Origin of the sequence: Bacillus sp. SH7-1 (assembly GCF_008042405.1) — a bacterium.
Taxonomy (GTDB): domain Bacteria; phylum Bacillota; class Bacilli; order Bacillales; family Bacillaceae_G; genus Bacillus_A; species Bacillus_A thuringiensis_N.
In genome coordinates this window covers 151,843-169,195 of record NZ_QNUD01000003.1, presented here as the reverse complement: position 1 = coordinate 169,195, position 17,353 = coordinate 151,843, and the positions used below count along the sequence as shown (strand labels likewise).

The following is a 17,353-nucleotide window of genomic DNA, read 5'->3' as shown; positions in this document are numbered from 1 at the left end:
GATAGCTTACTATTTTATAAGTAGGTTATCGGCTTTTTTGCGTTTTTACGAGATTATGAGAAAGGTTTATAGTGGTGCTGGGGGTGGTTGCTGATGCTCGCTGGAAAGCAGTTGCTATTAGAAGAACTTTCTTCAGATCTACTTAAGGACTTAAATAACTTGAAAAAGAAGGGAGAGGTCGTATGTGTACAAGGTATAAAAAAGAAAGCTTCTAAATATACGTGTCAGCGGTGTGGAAATATAGAGCAGCGGCTATTCGCATCATTTTTATGCAAAAGGTGCAGTAAAGTATGTACGTATTGCCGGAGGTGTATAACGCTGGGGAGAGTTAGTGAATGTACTGTACTTGTTCGAGGAATCGCTGAAAGGAAAGGTAAGTGTAGTAAGAATCCGTTACATTGGAAAGGAATGCTATCTGCTGGTCAGGAGTTGGCGGCGCAAGGTGTTATAGAAGCTGTTAAGCAGAAAGAATCTTTTTTTATCTGGGCTGTGTGCGGGGCTGGAAAAACAGAAATGTTATTTTACGGTATTGCAGAGGCACTTCAAAAAGGAGAAAGAGTTTGTATCGCAACGCCAAGGACAGATATTGTACTGGAATTAGCACCAAGATTGCAAGAAGTGTTTCCGCATATAAATGTAGCTGCTTTATACGGAGGGAGCGTAGATCGTGAAAAGGATGCAGCGTTAGTCGTTGCAACGACTCATCAACTGTTACGCTACTATAGAGCGTTTCATGTCATGGTTGTAGATGAGATTGATGCTTTCCCGTATCATGCGGATCAAATGTTACAGTATGCGGTGAAACAAGCGATGAAAGAGAAAGCAGCGCGTATTTATTTAACTGCAACCCCTGATGAAAAGTGGAAGCGCAACTTCAGAAGGGGGAAACAAAAAGGTATCATTGTCTCAGGACGATACCATCGTCATCCGTTACCAGTTCCTCTATTTAGTTGGTGCGGAAGTTGGAAGAAAAGTCTTCATCATAAAAAAATTCCTCGCGTGTTACTACAATGGTTAAAAATGCACTTAAACAAAAAACATCCTATTTTTTTATTTGTTCCTCATGTGCGATATATAGAAGAAATGAGCTTGTTATTGAAAGGGTCGGATAATAGAATCGATGGCGTACATGCAGAAGATCCGATGAGAAAAGAAAAAGTGGCATCTTTCAGAAAGGGAGACATTCCGTTATTAGTTACAACGACAATTTTAGAAAGGGGAGTAACTGTGAAGAACTTACAAGTGGCTGTGTTAGGGGCTGAAGAAGAAATCTTTTCGGAAAGTGCGCTCGTACAAATTGCAGGCCGAGCAGGTCGTAGTTTTGAAGAACCTTATGGTGAGGTTGTTTATTTTCATTACGGCAAGACAGAGGCGATGGTACGTGCGAAAAAACATATTCAACGTATGAACAAAATTGCGAAAGAACAAGGGCTAATCGATTAATGCATTGTCTACTTTGCGATGCGTATATTTTAGAAACAGTTAGTTGGTGTACCTTTTTCGTAAAGTCTCATAAAAAATATATATGTGACAGATGTGAGCGGAAACTTTCCTATATAATAGGAGAAATTTGCATGGAGTGTGGGCGACCTTTAGAAGTTATTTCTAATTCGTTTAAAAAAGATGATATTTGCATGGATTGTATAAGATGGAGGGGCGATGAGAAGTATCGGCCTTTTAAAAATCGTTCGTTGTACGTATACGATGATGAGATGAAAGAAATAGTAGCACAGTTTAAGTTTCGGGGGGATGCGGAATTAGTTCATATTTTTCACCGATCTTTTCGGGAGCTATTTCAAAAGTATTTTTCGGTCGTTTCAACTGTTATTGCTGTTCCGCTTAGTAGGGAACGGGAATATGAACGTGGTTTTAATCAGGCAGAGTTATTAGCAACTTGTTTGCCTGTCAAAGTTTCTTATCCATCATTAAGAAGAAGGGAAACAGAAAAGCAAAGTAAGAAATCGCGTAAAGAAAGGCTTTCAGGAAGTAATCCTTTTTATTTTCAGGGAGAAGAGATGTTTCATGACCAACATATTTTACTTGTTGATGATGTATATACGACAGGAATTACAGTTAGACAAATTGGAATTCTTTTATACGATAGAGGAGCAAGAGAAGTTTCTAGTTTGACGCTTTGTAGAAGTTGATCTGTAACTGTCGAAAGGGATAATAAAAAGGCGATAAGTCTTCTTTGACTTCGTATGTTGTCATTCGTTATAGTGAAATCATGGGGTGAATGCCCTGATTTTTAGAGTGAAGGGAATGGAATGAACATGCAAGGAAGAGTGAAATGGTTCAATGCAGAAAAGGGATTTGGGTTTATTGAGCGTGAAGATGGTGATGATGTGTTTGTTCATTTTTCTGCTATTCAACAAGATGGATATAAGTCGTTAGAAGAAGGGCAACAAGTTGAATTTGACATTGTAGATGGAGCACGTGGGCCACAAGCAGCTAATGTTGTAAAACTGTAGGAATATCGTTTTTGGGAAGAGAAAGCTGCGTTTGTGGCAACGTTATATATATGTAGAACCTCTTGTTTTTTGCAAGGGGTTTTTGTTATAAATTAAGTTGTCAAAAAGTTGTTTCTTTTCTGTAACGAATTGTCCACAGTTATATTCGTTATTCACGATGCTAATAGGATAAAATAAAGATAGAAACGATGCATCTTTTCATTTCAACAAAAAACGATAAAAAAATCGCAATTCCACTAATTTTTTTAAAAAAGTTAGAAGGAGTTTTTAAGCCAGTGTCGAAATTATAGTACATAGGCTTGAAAGGAGGAATTCATCTATGAAATTCAACATTCGTGGTGAAAATATTGAAGTAACTCCAGCATTAAAGGAATATGTAGAGAAAAAGCTAAGTAAGTTAGAGCGTTATTTTGATACATTCCCAGAGATTAAAGTTAATTTAAAAGTATACTCTGACAAGCAACGTGTCGAGGTAACAATCCCATTTACTGATTTATTACTTCGTGCAGAAGAAACTAATAGCGATATGTATGCTGCTATCGATTTAGTAGTTGATAAACTTGAGCGACAAATTCGTAAACATAAAACAAAAGTAAATCGTAAGTTACGTGAGAAAGGTTCTATAAAAACGAACTTTATCCTTCCAGAAGCAGTAGCTGTCCTGGATGCGGTAGAAGAGGATGAACTAGAACTTGTACGTACAAAACGATTCGATTTAAAACCGATGGATGTTGAAGAAGCGATCCTACAAATGGATATGCTAGGACATAATTTCTTCGTCTTCACAAATGCTGATACAAATGAAACTAATGTTGTATATGGCCGTAAAGATGGGAAATATGGTTTAATCGAAACTAAATAATAATTCAAAAGCGCAGCCGAAATGGCTGCGCTTTTTTTGCTGAAAATAGATTTTTAAAAAAAGTTTTCTTAATTTAGAACGAGACATTCGGCCGATTGTTGTCATAGTTATAAGACAAGTGTTACAATTATCATTAGGTATATACATTTTAGTTTTTTTAATTAGGAGAAAAATTGGCATAACATACATTTGATTTTTATAACGACTGATTGTAATAGAGAAAAAGAAAAACAATCGGAAGTTTTATTTTAATAAAAAGAGGAGCGTATTTCCTATGATCGGTATTTTAAAAAAGGTATTTGATGTAAATCAACGCCAAATTAAACGTATGCAGAAGACAGTTGAGCAAATTGATGCATTAGAGCCATCTATTAAGCCATTAACTGATGAACAATTAAAAGGGAAGACGCTTGAATTTAAAGAACGTCTAACAAAAGGTGAAACAGTAGATGATCTACTACCTGAAGCTTTTGCGGTTGTTCGTGAAGCTGCGACTCGTGTTCTTGGAATGCGTCCGTATGGCGTACAGTTAATGGGTGGTATTGCCTTACATGAAGGGAATATCTCTGAGATGAAAACGGGTGAAGGTAAAACGTTAACATCTACATTACCTGTATATTTAAATGCTTTAACAGGAAAAGGTGTTCACGTTGTTACAGTCAATGAATACTTAGCGCAACGTGATGCGAGCGAAATGGGACAACTTCATGAGTTCCTAGGCTTAACAGTAGGAATTAACTTAAATCATATGTCACGAGAAGAGAAACAAGAAGCTTATGCTGCTGATATTACGTATAGCACGAATAACGAGCTTGGATTCGATTACTTACGTGATAACATGGTGTTATATAAAGAGCAGTGCGTTCAACGTCCACTTCACTTTGCTATTATCGATGAAGTCGATTCTATCTTAGTCGATGAAGCACGTACGCCACTTATTATTTCTGGACAAGCTCAAAAATCAACAGAGCTATACATGTTTGCAAATGCATTCGTTCGTACATTAGAAAATGAAAAAGAATATTCATTTGATGTGAAGACGAAAAATGTAATGTTAACAGAAGATGGTATTACGAAAGCTGAGAAAGCTTTCCATATTGAAAACTTATTTGATTTAAAACATGTAGCACTTCTTCACCACATTAATCAGGCGCTTCGTGCACACGTTGTTATGCATCGTGATACAGATTATGTTGTACAAGAAGGCGAAATTGTAATTGTAGACCAATTTACTGGTCGTCTTATGAAAGGTCGTCGTTATAGTGAAGGTTTACACCAAGCTATCGAGGCAAAAGAAGGCGTAGAAATTCAAAATGAAAGTATGACGCTTGCGACAATTACGTTCCAGAACTACTTCCGTATGTACGAAAAGTTATCTGGTATGACTGGTACAGCGAAAACAGAGGAAGAAGAATTCCGTAGCATTTATAATATGAACGTTATCGTAATTCCAACAAATAAACCGATTGTCCGTGATGACCGTGCTGATTTAATCTTCAAATCAATGGAGGGTAAATTTAATGCTGTTGTTGAGGATATTGTAAATCGTCATAAACAAGGACAACCTGTTCTTGTCGGTACAGTTGCAATTGAAACATCAGAGCTTATTTCAAAAATGTTAACGCGTAAAGGTGTACGTCATAACATTTTAAATGCGAAAAACCATGCGCGTGAAGCAGATATCATTGCAGAAGCTGGTATGAAAGGCGCTGTAACGATTGCGACGAACATGGCGGGTCGTGGTACGGATATTAAGCTTGGAGAAGATATTAAAAACGTTGGTTTAGCAGTTATCGGTACAGAGCGTCACGAAAGTCGTCGTATTGATAATCAGTTACGTGGTCGTGCTGGTCGTCAAGGGGACCCTGGTGTTACGCAGTTCTACTTATCGATGGAAGATGAATTAATGCGCCGCTTCGGTTCAGATAACATGAAAGCAATGATGGATCGTCTTGGTATGGATGATTCTCAGCCAATCGAAAGTAAAATGGTTTCTCGTGCAGTAGAATCTGCGCAAAAACGTGTAGAAGGAAATAACTATGATGCACGTAAGCAGTTACTACAATACGATGATGTACTTCGTCAGCAACGTGAAGTTATTTACAAACAGCGTCAAGAAGTAATGGAGTCTGAGAACTTACGCGGCATTATTGAAGGTATGATGAAATCTACAGTAGAGCGTGCGGTTGCACTTCATACACAAGAAGAAATTGAAGAAGATTGGAACATTAAAGGTCTTGTTGACTACTTAAATACAAACCTTCTGCAAGAAGGAGATGTGAAAGAAGAAGAGTTACGTCGTCTTGCTCCAGAGGAAATGAGTGAGCCGATTATCGCGAAATTAATAGAGCGTTACAATGACAAAGAAAAGCTTATGCCAGAAGAGCAAATGCGTGAGTTCGAAAAAGTTGTTGTATTCCGTGTTGTAGATACGAAATGGACAGAGCATATTGATGCGATGGATCATCTTCGTGAAGGTATTCATTTACGTGCTTACGGTCAAATCGATCCACTTCGTGAATATCAAATGGAAGGATTCGCAATGTTCGAATCAATGATTGCTTCTATTGAAGAAGAAATCGCTCGTTACATTATGAAAGCTGAAATTGAACAAAACTTAGAGCGTCAAGAAGTTGTTCAAGGTGAAGCAGTTCACCCATCTAGCGATGGCGAAGAAGCGAAGAAAAAGCCAGTTGTAAAAGGTGACCAAGTGGGCCGCAACGATTTATGTAAATGTGGTAGCGGTAAAAAATATAAAAACTGCTGTGGTATCGGGAAGTAATATAGGGCATTAGTTCAGGCCGCTTTGCAAACTTTTATATCAAAAATGTATAATTAAGAAGGATTAAACTCTCTCCGTCATAAGTGGAGAGAGTTTCCCTTGTTTTCATACGAAAGTAACAGCAATTACATAGAGGTGAAGGAAATGGAATTAGTAGAAATTAGACAGGAATTAGAGAAAATGGCTAAGAGATTAGCGGCTTTTAGGGGGTCTCTTTGACCTCCCTACTAAGGAGAAACAAATTGCAGAATTCGAAGAGAAAATGATGGGCGCAGGATTTTGGGATGACCAACAAGGCGCACAAGCTGTAATTAACGAAGCAAATGCACTGAAAGATATGGTTGGAAAGTTCCGTCAGTTAGATGAGACATTCGAAAACTTAGAAATCACGCATGAGCTTTTAAAAGAAGAGTATGATGAAGATTTACATGAGGAGCTTGAATCAGAAGTAAAAGGCTTAATTCAAGAAATGAATGAGTATGAACTTCAGTTATTATTAAGCGATCCGTATGATAAAAATAACGCGATTTTAGAATTACACCCAGGTGCTGGTGGAACAGAGTCACAGGATTGGGGTTCTATGTTACTACGTATGTACACACGTTGGGCTGAAAAACGTGGCTTTAAAGTTGAAACAGTTGACTACTTACCAGGTGACGAAGCTGGTATTAAGAGTGTTACTTTATTAATTAAAGGTCATAACGCTTACGGTTACTTAAAGGCAGAGAAAGGTGTACATCGTCTTGTACGTATTTCACCATTCGATTCTTCAGGCCGTCGTCATACATCGTTCGTATCTTGTGAAGTTGTACCTGAATTCAATGATGAAGTTGAAATTGAAGTGCGTACGGAAGACTTGAAAATTGATACGTACCGCGCAAGTGGAGCTGGTGGACAGCACGTTAATACGACAGATTCAGCAGTTCGTATTACGCATACACCGACAAATACGGTTGTAACGTGTCAGTCAGAGCGTTCTCAAATTAAAAACCGTGAGCACGCGATGAAAATGTTAAAAGCGAAATTATATCAAAAGAAATTGGAAGAGCAACAGGCACAATTAGATGAGATTCGTGGAGAGCAAAAAGAAATCGGATGGGGTAGCCAAATCCGTTCTTACGTATTCCACCCATATTCTCTTGTGAAAGACCACCGTACAAATACAGAGGTTGGTAACGTGCAAGCAGTTATGGATGGAGAAATTGATCCGTTTATTGATGCTTACTTACGTTCTCGCATTTAATAAGCGAAAAAAAGCCAACAAAATTGTTGGCACATGCTGAGGATATAGAGGATATAAAGCGTATTATTTTATTTATATGGATGAAGTACAGAGGAAGAGGAGTTGGAAACGACAACTTCTCTTTTTGATGGGATTATATGTAGCATACAATGTTGTATATTGTTTTGTAAAAAGTAGAGAATAGTAAAACAGAGCGGCAATAGAGTAATACTTTATACAGAACTTTTCTGATTTCCCGTTCAAAAAGGATTCTTTATAGAAGTTTATAAGTTGTTCACAGAATTGAAACATCTTATAAAAGCTTTATATTATTAGGGTTCTCACTGTATTTTTGAAGAATATGAAATATACCTTAGTTTTTCTATATAAAGATAATGCTTATAATGAAAATGAGTGTGTTAGGAATGAAAAGAATATCAACAATGGGGAGCGATAGAAGTGAAAAAGAAATTGTTGGCTATTGCGCTAGGAACATCAGTCGTTTTTGCTTTAGGAGCGTGTGGAAATAAAGAAGAGAGTAAGCCTTCGAAACAATCTGCAAGCACAGATAGCCCAGAGCAAATTTATCAAAAAAGTTGTATAGGTTGTCACGCGAAAGATTTATCAGGAGCAACTGGACCGGATTTACGAAAAGTAGGACAGAAATATGACGCAGCAGAGATTGAAAAGATTATTGAAAAAGGCCGCGGTTCTATGTCACCAGGAATCATTCAAGGTGAAGATGCGAAAAAAGTAGCTGAATGGTTAGCTGAACATAAATAAGAAGGGTAAAATGGACGAGTTGATTCATATAGTCAACTCGTTTCCCTTTTTGGGGATGTAACATAACTGTAACAAAAATGTATCCGAATTGGAAACCGTTTGATGTTACAATGGGGTTTGTAGAATTTTGCTGAAATATATTACATAAGAGTAGTATTGCTTAGAAACAGAGTATAAGTAGACTACCTTCAACAAGAATGGTTAAGCGGGAATAAAAGGCTATCTTCTATTTTCAAATGTACAGAAAAGTATTTCGAAAAAAATCATTAAGTATTGGGTGATAAATAATGATAAAAATGACGAATGTTTATAAGGAGTACCCGAATGGTATGAAAGCCATTGCTGGTCTCACAGTTAACATTAAACAAGGTGAGTTTGTATACGTAGTTGGACCGAGTGGAGCCGGAAAATCTACATTTATTAAAATGATGTATCGTGAAGAGAAGCCATCTACAGGATCAATTAATGTAAATGGACTTGTCATTGAAACATTGGCAGAAAGAGATGTTCCATATTTCCGTCGTCAATTAGGCGTAATTTTCCAAGATTTTAAATTACTACCTAAATTAACGGTATATGAGAATGTTGCGTTTGCCTTAGAAGTAATTGAAGAAGAACCAGATGCAATTCGTGAGCGTGTAACAGAAGTTTTAGGTCTTGTAGGTCTTGAAGATCGTGCAGACGCACTTCCAGGTGAACTTTCAGGTGGAGAGCAACAACGTGTTGCGATTGCGAGAGCGATTGTAAATCGACCAAAGGTTGTAATTGCCGATGAGCCAACAGGTAACTTAGATATTGAAACAGCTCTAGATATTATGAAGATTTTTACTCGCATTAATGAGCGCGGTACAACAATTGTTATGGCGACGCATAATGCAGATATCGTAAATACAATTCGTCATCGTGTAATCGCGATTGAAGGCGGAAAAATTGTTCGAGACGAGATTGAGGGAGGATACGGATATGAAGGCTAAGACCCTTAGTCGACATTTGCGAGAAGGTGTAAAAAATCTATCCCGTAACGGATGGATGACGTTTGCTTCTGTTAGTGCAGTAACAGTTACATTATTACTTGTAGGTGTCTTTTTAACAGCCATTATGAATATGAACCATTTTGCTACGAAGGTAGAGCAAGATGTTGAGATTCGTGTACACATTGATCCAGCAGCAAAAGAAGCTGATCAAAAGAAATTAGAAGATGATATGAGTAAGATTGCAAAAGTAGACTCTATTAAATATTCTTCTAAAGAGGAAGAGCTAAAAACCTTAATTAAAAGCTTAGGCGATAGCGGAAAAGCGTTTGAGTTATTTGAACAAGATAACCCACTGAAAAACGTATTCATTGTAAAAGCAAAAGAACCAACAGATACAGCAACAATTGCGAAAAAGATTGAAAAAATGCAGTTTGTAAGTAACGTTCAATACGGTAAAGGTCAAGTTGAAAAATTATTTGATACTGTAAAAACAGGACGTAATATCGGGATTGCACTAATTGCTGGTCTTTTATTCACAGCGATGTTCTTAATCTCTAACACAATTAAAATTACAATTTATGCTCGTAGTACAGAAATCGAAATTATGAAACTTGTAGGTGCAACAAACTGGTTTATTCGTTGGCCGTTCTTGTTAGAGGGATTATTCCTAGGAGTATTGGGATCAATTATTCCAATTGGTCTAATTCTTGTTACGTATAATTCACTGCAAAGTGTGTTTAACGAAAAACTTGGCGGAACAATTTTCGAGCTTCTACCATATAGTCCTTTCGTATTCCAATTAGCTGGTTTACTAGTATTAATTGGGGCTTTAATCGGTATGTGGGGAAGTGTAATGTCAATTCGTCGTTTCTTAAAAGTATAAAAAGTTGCAAACATAATTCGTACAAGCTTATCATATAGTAGAAATAGGTAAAGGCATCACACGCTGTGTGATGCCTTTTGCTACACCACCTGTGTGTTTTGGAAAGGGGAATTCCGCATTGAAACGTAGAGTTGCAATTATTGGAATGGTTGTTGCATTTTTAATTGGTGCTGGCGGAATGTTTGCAGGTATGTCTTTATTTGGGGTTAACCCAGCAGAAGTGACGCAAACAATTTCGAGTGGAAACGCTAGCACTGCGCAAGGGAATTTGGCAAAAATTAATGAGGCGTATGCACTAATTGATTCACGTTATGTGGAAGACGTGAAGGATGACAAGTTAGTCGAAGGTGCAATACAAGGTATGTTGTCTACGCTGAAGGACCCTTATTCCACGTATATGGATAAAGAAACGGCTAAACAGTTTAGTGAATCGCTTGATCCTGAGCTAGAGGGGATTGGGGCTGAGGTGAACAAAACGGACGGTAAGCTTATTATCGTATCACCAATTAAAGGCTCACCGGCAGAAAAGATTGGAATTAAACCGAATGACCAAATTTTATCTGTAGATGGAAATAGTGTGAAAGATTTATCACGTGAAGAAGCAGTATTAAAGATTCGTGGTAAAAAAGGAACGACTGTCGCGATTGAAATTAAGCGTGCAGGAGTAGCTGATCCGATTGTATTTAAAATTAAGCGTGAAAAAATTCCGATCTTCACAGTGTTTAGTTCTGTGAAACAAGAGAGCGGAAAAGATATCGGTTATATGCAAATCACTTCCTTTGCTGAAAATACAGCGAAAGAATTTAAGGATCAGTTAAAAGAGTTAGAGAAGAAAAACATAAAAGGCTTAGTTATTGACGTGCGTGGTAATCCTGGTGGCTACTTAAATAGTGTAGAAGAGATACTAGGGGAAATTATGACGGATAAAAAGCCGATGCTACAAGTAGAGCAACGAAATGGTGAGAAGAAGAAATTCTCTACGGAACTGAAAGAGAGAAAGCCATATCCAATTTCAGTATTAATTGATAACGGAAGTGCTTCTGCTTCAGAGATTTTAGCGGGTGCGTTAAAAGAGGGAGAAGGATACGATTTAATTGGTGAAAAAACGTTTGGTAAAGGTACTGTGCAGCAAGCCGTTCCATTTAAAGATGGCAGCAACATCAAATTAACGATGTTTAAATGGTTAACACCGGATGGAAACTGGATTCATAAAAAAGGAATCGCGCCAACCGTAGAAGTGAAGCAACCGGATTATTATCATGCGACACCAATTCAAATTGAAAAGACACTTTCATACAATTCAAATGATGTACAAGTAAAGCACGCGCAGGAAATGCTTAAGAGCTTAGGATATGTACCAGGACGTGAAGATGGATACTTTAGTAAAGAGACAGAATCAGCGCTGAAAGCATTCCAAAATGCGAATGAGATGGAAGCGACAGGACAGCTAGATAAAAAGACAGCTGAGGCGATTCAAACGAAAATTATTGAAAAAATCCGTTCTGGAGAAAATGATCTACAATTACAATCAGCATTAAAATTAATAGCGAAGTAAAAAAATACAGGCAGTTTGCTGCCTGTATTTTTTTGTGTTAAACAAACGTTTGTCCAGTTATGATAATATAAAAAGAAAGAATGATATAAATGGTGGTGAATGGGTTCGTGGAGGCATGGATTTTTGAAATAATGCGGGCAGTTGGACGTTTTTTCTTACACCCTGCTGTCTATGTATTTTTAATAAGTAGTATCTTCGTTGGATACTTACGTATGTTACGAGAACGAAAGGATTTTTCCTTTAAAGTTTATGATATTTGGTTTGAACTGCGAACGTCTCTATTTGCAGGAGTTAAATACGGATTAGTTGTATCTATTATTACAATTGGACTTGGACTTGTTGTTTCTAAAGCGAGCTTATGGGTCATCTTACTTTGGACGTTATTATTTGGAATAACTGCTATGTATCGATATTTATCAGCAGCTTATACATTTAGTATCGCGATGGTATGTGTTCTATTATCTTCTAAGCTACCAGTTTCCTTCTTACAGCTTCGAGATGGTGAGGAGAGTACGATTGTATCTCTTGCTATTTTACTAGGCGTCATGCTTGTTGTAGAGGGTTTGTTGATTTCTAAAAATGCAGTAGGATATTCTACGCCGAAGGTTAGGAAGGGGAAGCGTGGGCTAAAGATTGGTTTACACGAATCCAAGCGTTTATGGATCATTCCTATTTTTATTCTTGTACCAGGTGATGCGGTAACGCAGTTTATTTCATGGTGGCCTGTCGTTTCAATCGGTTCTGATACATATTCTCTATTCCTCGTTCCATTTTTAATTGGATTTATGAGAAGGATCAGAAGTTATGAGCCGACGGAAGCTTTATTATTTACAGGAAGACGTGTCTACGGATTAGCAGGAATTGTACTTGTTTTAGGAATCGCAAGTTATTGGTGGCACGTACTTGCCATTATCGCAATGGGAGTCGCAATGCTTGGGCGTTTCACAATTTCTATGCAAGAAAAAATTGCTGATGAGACAAGACCGGCGTACTTCGCTGCACGTAATGATGGGCTTGTTGTATTAGATACAATCCCGAATACAATTGGTGCAGAGCTGAATTTACTGCCTGGAGAAATTATTACGAAAGTAAATGGAGTCATTCCAAGAAGCGCTGAGGAATTTTATGATGCGCTTCAAACGAAGACGACAGGAGCATTTTGTAAATTAGAAGTATTAGATACAAGTGGAGAGCTTCGCCTTGCTCAAACGGCGTTGTATGCTGGGGGACACCATGAATTAGGTGTTGTATTTGTTCAGCAGGAGCATGAGTGGGATTCGGAAGCCATGTAATAGCAGTGAGGGTGTCACCTTGTGGTGATACCTTTTTTTGTTGTGGAGGGATTAGTAGTAAATAAAATTTATATCGGCAATTATTGGAATATATCAGCGCAAATCGAATTATATCGACGATTATCCGGATATATCAGCGATTATTCAAATATATCGACTTTTCGGCAAAAAACGACGACTATCGTGAACCTTATTTTCAGTTTCATAGTCGAATCACTTGAATAATTATTTGATAATGGTTATCATTTAGAGAGTCTTTTTAATTTTGGAAAATGGAGGTAAGATATGCTGCGTAAATTTTTTTCTTACTATAAACCGTATAAAGGTTTATTTATACTCGACTTTTCTTGTGCAGTCGTCGCAGGATTACTAGAACTTGGCTTCCCGCTTATCGTAAATCAATTTATTGATAAGTTATTGCCAGGGCAAAACTGGACGCTTATTTTATGGGCTTGTTTCGGTTTACTTGCAGTTTATATGTTAAATGCAGGCTTACAATATGTAGTTACATATTGGGGACATATGCTTGGTGTTAACATTGAAACAGATATGAGGCAGAAATTATTTGATCACATTCAAAAGCTATCATTCAGATTTTTTGACAATAATAAAACAGGTCATTTAATTTCACGTCTTACAAACGACTTAATGGAAATTGGGGAAATTGCTCACCATGGGCCAGAAGATTTATTTATCGCTATTATGACTTTAGTTGGGGCGTTCTCATTTATGATGATGATCAACTGGAAGTTAGCGCTATTAACGTTCTTTGTCATTCCATTCCTATTATGGTTAGCGCTGTATTTCAACAAAAAAATGACAGGTACGTTTAGACGTTTATTCTCAGACGTTGCTGATTTCAATGCATGTATTGAGAACAACGTTGGTGGTATCCGCGTTGTACAAGCATTCGGAAATGAAAAGTTTGAGAAGGAGCAATTTGCTGTGAACAACGCTCGTTTCCGTACAACGAAATTAATGGCTTATAAAATTATGGCGTTAAATTCGTCAATTAGTTATATGCTCATGCGTCTCGTAACGCTCTTCGTCTTAATATGCGGTACATGGTTTGTTCTGCAAGGTGAATTAACGTACGGTGGATTTATCGGATTCGTTCTATTAACGAATATTTTCTTCCGCCCAATTGAAAAAATTAATGCAGTAATCGAAAGCTATCCGAAAGGGATTGCTGGTTTTAAGAGATATGTAGAGCTTCTTGAAACAGAGCCAGATATTGTAGATTCTAAAGATGCGATAGAAGTTAAACAGGTACATGGTGATATTCAATATGACAACATTACGTTCGGATATGAAAATAAAGAACCGATATTAAATGATATTAGTTTGAAAATCCATGCAGGTGAAACAGTTGCATTCGTTGGACCATCTGGGGCGGGGAAAACAACGTTATGTAGCTTATTACCACGTTTTTATGAACAATCATCTGGATCGATTCAAATTGATGGTATTGATACGAAAGATATGACGTTATCTTCACTTCGTAAGCAAATCGGAATTGTGCAGCAAGATGTGTTCTTATTCTCAGGAACGATACGTGAAAATATTGCTTACGGAAATTTAAAGGCGTCAGAGGCTGAAATTTGGCAGGCGGTAAAACGTGCGCAGTTAGAAGACTTAATTTACTCACAACCAGACGGTTTAGATACTGTTATCGGTGAGCGCGGCGTGAAACTTTCAGGCGGACAGAAGCAACGTCTAGCGATTGCCCGTATGTTCTTGAAAAACCCGCCAATTTTAATTTTAGATGAAGCGACTTCTGCACTAGATACAGAGACGGAACTAGCAATTCAAAAATCGCTTGCAGAATTAGCAGTTGGCCGTACAACATTAGTGATTGCGCATAGACTTGCAACGATTAAAAATGCAGATCGTATCGTCGTTGTAAATAAAGACGGTATTGCAGAGCAAGGTTCACATGATGAATTAATTGAGCGTGGCGGAGGATATAGTAGGTTATACGAAGCGCAGTTTAGTTTGTAAATATAATTTGTACTGAATTAGTGCACCATAAGTAGGTGAAAATCTCATATGGGAGGCTATAAAGTATGATTGTAACAACAACGTCTACAATTCAAGGAAAAGAAATTATTGAGTATATCGATATCGTCAATGGAGAAGCGATTATGGGCGCGAATATCGTTCGTGACCTTTTCGCTTCTGTCCGTGACGTTGTCGGCGGTCGTGCTGGCGCTTATGAAAGTAAATTAAAAGAAGCGCGCGACATCGCGATGGAAGAAATGAAAACTTTCGCAAGACAAAAAAATGCGAACGCAATTGTTGGTATCGACGTGGATTACGAAGTAGTTCGCGAAGGGATGCTAATGGTTGCTGTAAGCGGGACTGCTGTCCGTATCTAAAATGAAAAGCCGTGCTGATGCACGGCTTTTTGTTGTTATGTCTAATATTTCTATGTCGAAGTTCCAATATTTCTTGGGAAATGCGGAAGGCCCTGTCGATATATAGGGAAGACATTAGAGCACTTCTTTACATTCTTGGATTTGAACTAATAATGTTTCGTATTCTTGTTCGAGAGATTTGATGTCATCGTTTTTGTCAAACTAATTTCTATTTACTATTTTTGAATTCGTTATTATAAATTTTTGCTTTTGTCAGTGCCTCAGCATCATTTTGGATTTCATCTAGTCCATTCGCATCTCCAACAATATACCCTTCAAATGATGAACCAACAAAATCAAAGATGTATTGGAACTGGGAGATAAGCGGTAATGCTTTTAGTTTTGGATTATCTCCACCAACGATGACAACATACATTTTTTTGCCTTTCATTTTTTCTTTGAAATGAAGGGATGTATCACGCAAGCTTTGTGACCAGCGATCGACGAAGTTTTTCATATGTCCGCTCATTCCGTACCAATATAATGGTGTAGCAAAGATAATCGTGTCGTGCTCTAACATGCGTTTCGTTAACTGCTCGTAGTCATCATGTACAGTTTGGAAACCTTCTGCATCATGACGTTGATCTGTAATAGGATGAACTGTATAGTCCCGCAAGTAAATTTGTTCCGTTTCAACGCCCTCTATCATCATACGTGTTAAAGCTTCTGTATTTCCATTTTGTCTTGAACTGCCATGTATAACAAACATGTAATCATCCCTTTTCTTTTGCTTGTTTTAGGAGTGAAACGTGTTTTTGCAAATTCGTTTGAATGTTGGAAAGCAATGAGATTTGCTTTGTTACTTCATTGAGTTTATCTTCGTAAAGCATAAGGATACTACTGCACGGATTGTCGTACAGGTGCGGTTCAATTTCAAGGCAGCGCAGCATCCTTGCCGTCTCTTCTAAATTTAAGCCAATTTGCAAGTACATTTGAATAAGCTCCACTTTTTCGATAGCATTTTCATCAAAATCACGGTAGCCATTTTTGAGGCGCTTCGAAGGGAGTAATCCCTTTTCTTCGTAATGTCTTAGTGACCTTTCGCTAACGCCAGTTTCTTTTGATAATTCCCCAATTCGCAATGTGTTTCACTCCTTTTAAACATATTGTAAACCTTCACACTAATGTGAAGGTCAATGCTGTTTTTTCGCAAAAGAATCTACATGATTTAAAAACACTTGAATGGCCTTAGACGGAATAAAATATTTGCCGCGCACGATGGAGAATGGACGGATGAGTTGTTCATTTGGAACTTTGACGTGGAATAGTTCTTTTGCAAGTAGCTCTTTCCGTACAGTCCAATCAGAAAGTATAGCGATGCCAAGCCCGGCAGCGACGGCTTCCTTCACGCTTTGGATACTACTAAATGTAAAGAATCGTTTCAGTTTTAAATGGTGTTGATGAATAAATCGGTCACTATAAGCGCGTGTACCAGAACCATTTTCTCGTAATACCCATACTTGATCTTGAAGTGTGCTTTCATTCACTTCATTTGTGCGGAGCAGTGGATGATTTGGCGGGACGACGAGCTTCATTTCATCTTGCATAAACGTTTCAACGTCAACGTCGGCGTATACGACTTGCCCTTCCACTAAGCCGATATCGATTTGATTAGAGCGAAGGCTTTGCAAAACGTCTTCTGTATTAGAGATAAAAGTATGAACTTCGACGTGTGGATTTTCATTCGCATAGTTAGCAAGTATTTTTGGAAGTAAGTATTCACCAATTGTAAAACTAGCACCGATGCGAAGAGTTCCTGTTACAACGTTATGTAGTTCATTAATTTCTTGCTTAGCATCTTCATAAAGAGAGAGCATTTGCTTTGCGTGTATATATAAAATATTTCCTGCTTCGGTAACTTGAACATGTTTCGGAGAGCGCTGAATGAGTGTAGTTCCAAATTCATTTTCTAAATTGCGAATGTGCATACTTACGCCAGGCTGTGAAAGGTTTAATAATTCTGCTGCACGGGAGAAATGTTTCTGTTCAACGACAGTAACAAAAATTTTTAAAATATCTACGTTCATACGATGAGCTCCTTTCGTTTTTCTTTCATCTTATCATAAGTATTTCTGATGATAGAGATTCGGTATTGGTATTAAACTTATTATA

At 37.7% G+C, this 17,353-nt stretch carries 16 protein-coding genes; 13 read left to right on the top strand and 3 right to left on the bottom strand.

What is annotated here, in order from left to right; genetic code table 11:
• Positions 1 to 93 precede the first annotated feature (93 nt).
• The 13 genes from comFA (at position 94) to DN390_RS01720 (ending at position 15,202) form a co-directional block, all read left to right on the top strand.
• Positions 94 to 1,443 carry an ATP-dependent helicase ComFA gene (gene comFA / locus DN390_RS01785; protein ID WP_147806454.1) on the top strand — a complete coding sequence of 450 codons (1,350 nt, stop codon included), beginning with the start codon at positions 94 to 96 and terminating at the stop codon, positions 1,441 to 1,443.
• Complete coding sequence (locus DN390_RS01780) at positions 1,443 to 2,147, top strand: ComF family protein (protein ID WP_147806453.1); 705 nt, start codon at positions 1,443 to 1,445, stop codon at positions 2,145 to 2,147. Before comFA ends, DN390_RS01780 begins: the two co-directional genes overlap by 1 nt.
• Positions 2,148 to 2,273: 126 nt before the next feature.
• On the top strand, positions 2,274 to 2,471 hold the full coding sequence (gene cspC / locus DN390_RS01775) for a cold shock protein CspC (RefSeq protein WP_001990088.1): 198 nt from the start codon (positions 2,274 to 2,276) through the stop codon (positions 2,469 to 2,471).
• Between the two features lie 319 nt (positions 2,472 to 2,790).
• Positions 2,791 to 3,333, top strand: coding sequence for a ribosome hibernation-promoting factor, HPF/YfiA family (hpf, locus tag DN390_RS01770; protein ID WP_147806452.1), 543 nt, complete (start codon positions 2,791 to 2,793; stop codon positions 3,331 to 3,333).
• 274 nt (positions 3,334 to 3,607) lie between these two features.
• Positions 3,608 to 6,115: a preprotein translocase subunit SecA gene (gene secA / locus DN390_RS01765; protein WP_060632874.1), complete on the top strand. Its 2,508-nt coding sequence runs from the start codon at positions 3,608 to 3,610 to the stop codon at positions 6,113 to 6,115.
• Positions 6,116 to 6,259: 144 nt separating this feature from the next.
• A protein-coding gene (prfB, locus tag DN390_RS01760; RefSeq protein WP_097950802.1) for a peptide chain release factor 2 occupies positions 6,260 to 7,358 on the top strand; the annotation gives its coding sequence in 2 pieces (ribosomal slippage) (positions 6,260 to 6,331 and positions 6,333 to 7,358; 1,098 coding nt in all).
• Between the two features lie 438 nt (positions 7,359 to 7,796).
• The gene (cccB, locus tag DN390_RS01750) at positions 7,797 to 8,120 is read left to right on the top strand and encodes a cytochrome c551 (RefSeq protein ID WP_000727967.1); all 324 of its coding nucleotides are present in this window, start codon (positions 7,797 to 7,799) and stop codon (positions 8,118 to 8,120) included.
• Between the two features lie 287 nt (positions 8,121 to 8,407).
• A complete protein-coding gene (ftsE, locus tag DN390_RS01745; protein ID WP_088115946.1) occupies positions 8,408 to 9,094 on the top strand; it encodes a cell division ATP-binding protein FtsE in 687 nt (228 codons plus the stop codon).
• Positions 9,084 to 9,977 carry a permease-like cell division protein FtsX gene (gene ftsX, locus DN390_RS01740; RefSeq protein ID WP_060632872.1) on the top strand — a complete coding sequence of 298 codons (894 nt, stop codon included), beginning with the start codon at positions 9,084 to 9,086 and terminating at the stop codon, positions 9,975 to 9,977. Before ftsE ends, ftsX begins: the two co-directional genes overlap by 11 nt.
• A gap of 118 nt (positions 9,978 to 10,095) precedes the next feature.
• A complete protein-coding gene (locus DN390_RS01735; RefSeq protein ID WP_097950800.1) occupies positions 10,096 to 11,532 on the top strand; it encodes a S41 family peptidase in 1,437 nt (478 codons plus the stop codon).
• A gap of 89 nt (positions 11,533 to 11,621) precedes the next feature.
• A complete protein-coding gene (locus tag DN390_RS01730; RefSeq protein ID WP_147806451.1) occupies positions 11,622 to 12,824 on the top strand; it encodes a PDZ domain-containing protein in 1,203 nt (400 codons plus the stop codon).
• A gap of 285 nt (positions 12,825 to 13,109) precedes the next feature.
• Positions 13,110 to 14,825 carry an ABC transporter ATP-binding protein gene (locus DN390_RS01725; RefSeq protein ID WP_147806450.1) on the top strand — a complete coding sequence of 572 codons (1,716 nt, stop codon included), beginning with the start codon at positions 13,110 to 13,112 and terminating at the stop codon, positions 14,823 to 14,825.
• 65 nt (positions 14,826 to 14,890) lie between these two features.
• The gene (locus DN390_RS01720; RefSeq protein ID WP_000637523.1) at positions 14,891 to 15,202 is read left to right on the top strand and encodes a heavy metal-binding domain-containing protein; all 312 of its coding nucleotides are present in this window, start codon (positions 14,891 to 14,893) and stop codon (positions 15,200 to 15,202) included.
• Between the two features lie 208 nt (positions 15,203 to 15,410).
• Here DN390_RS01720 and DN390_RS01710 read toward each other — a convergent pair whose 3' ends face one another.
• From DN390_RS01710 to DN390_RS01700, 3 genes are read right to left on the bottom strand one after another with little or no spacing between them, the layout of a single operon-like run.
• Positions 15,411 to 15,950 carry a flavodoxin family protein gene (locus tag DN390_RS01710; RefSeq protein WP_147806449.1) on the bottom strand — a complete coding sequence of 180 codons (540 nt, stop codon included), beginning with the start codon at positions 15,948 to 15,950 and terminating at the stop codon, positions 15,411 to 15,413.
• A 4-nt stretch (positions 15,951 to 15,954) separates the two neighbouring features.
• Entirely contained in the window at positions 15,955 to 16,323 is a 369-nt protein-coding gene (locus DN390_RS01705; protein WP_147806448.1) for a MerR family transcriptional regulator, read from the bottom strand.
• Between the two features lie 51 nt (positions 16,324 to 16,374).
• Positions 16,375 to 17,268, bottom strand: coding sequence for a LysR family transcriptional regulator (locus DN390_RS01700; RefSeq protein ID WP_147806447.1), 894 nt, complete (start codon positions 17,266 to 17,268; stop codon positions 16,375 to 16,377).
• Positions 17,269 to 17,353: the final 85 nt, after the last annotated feature.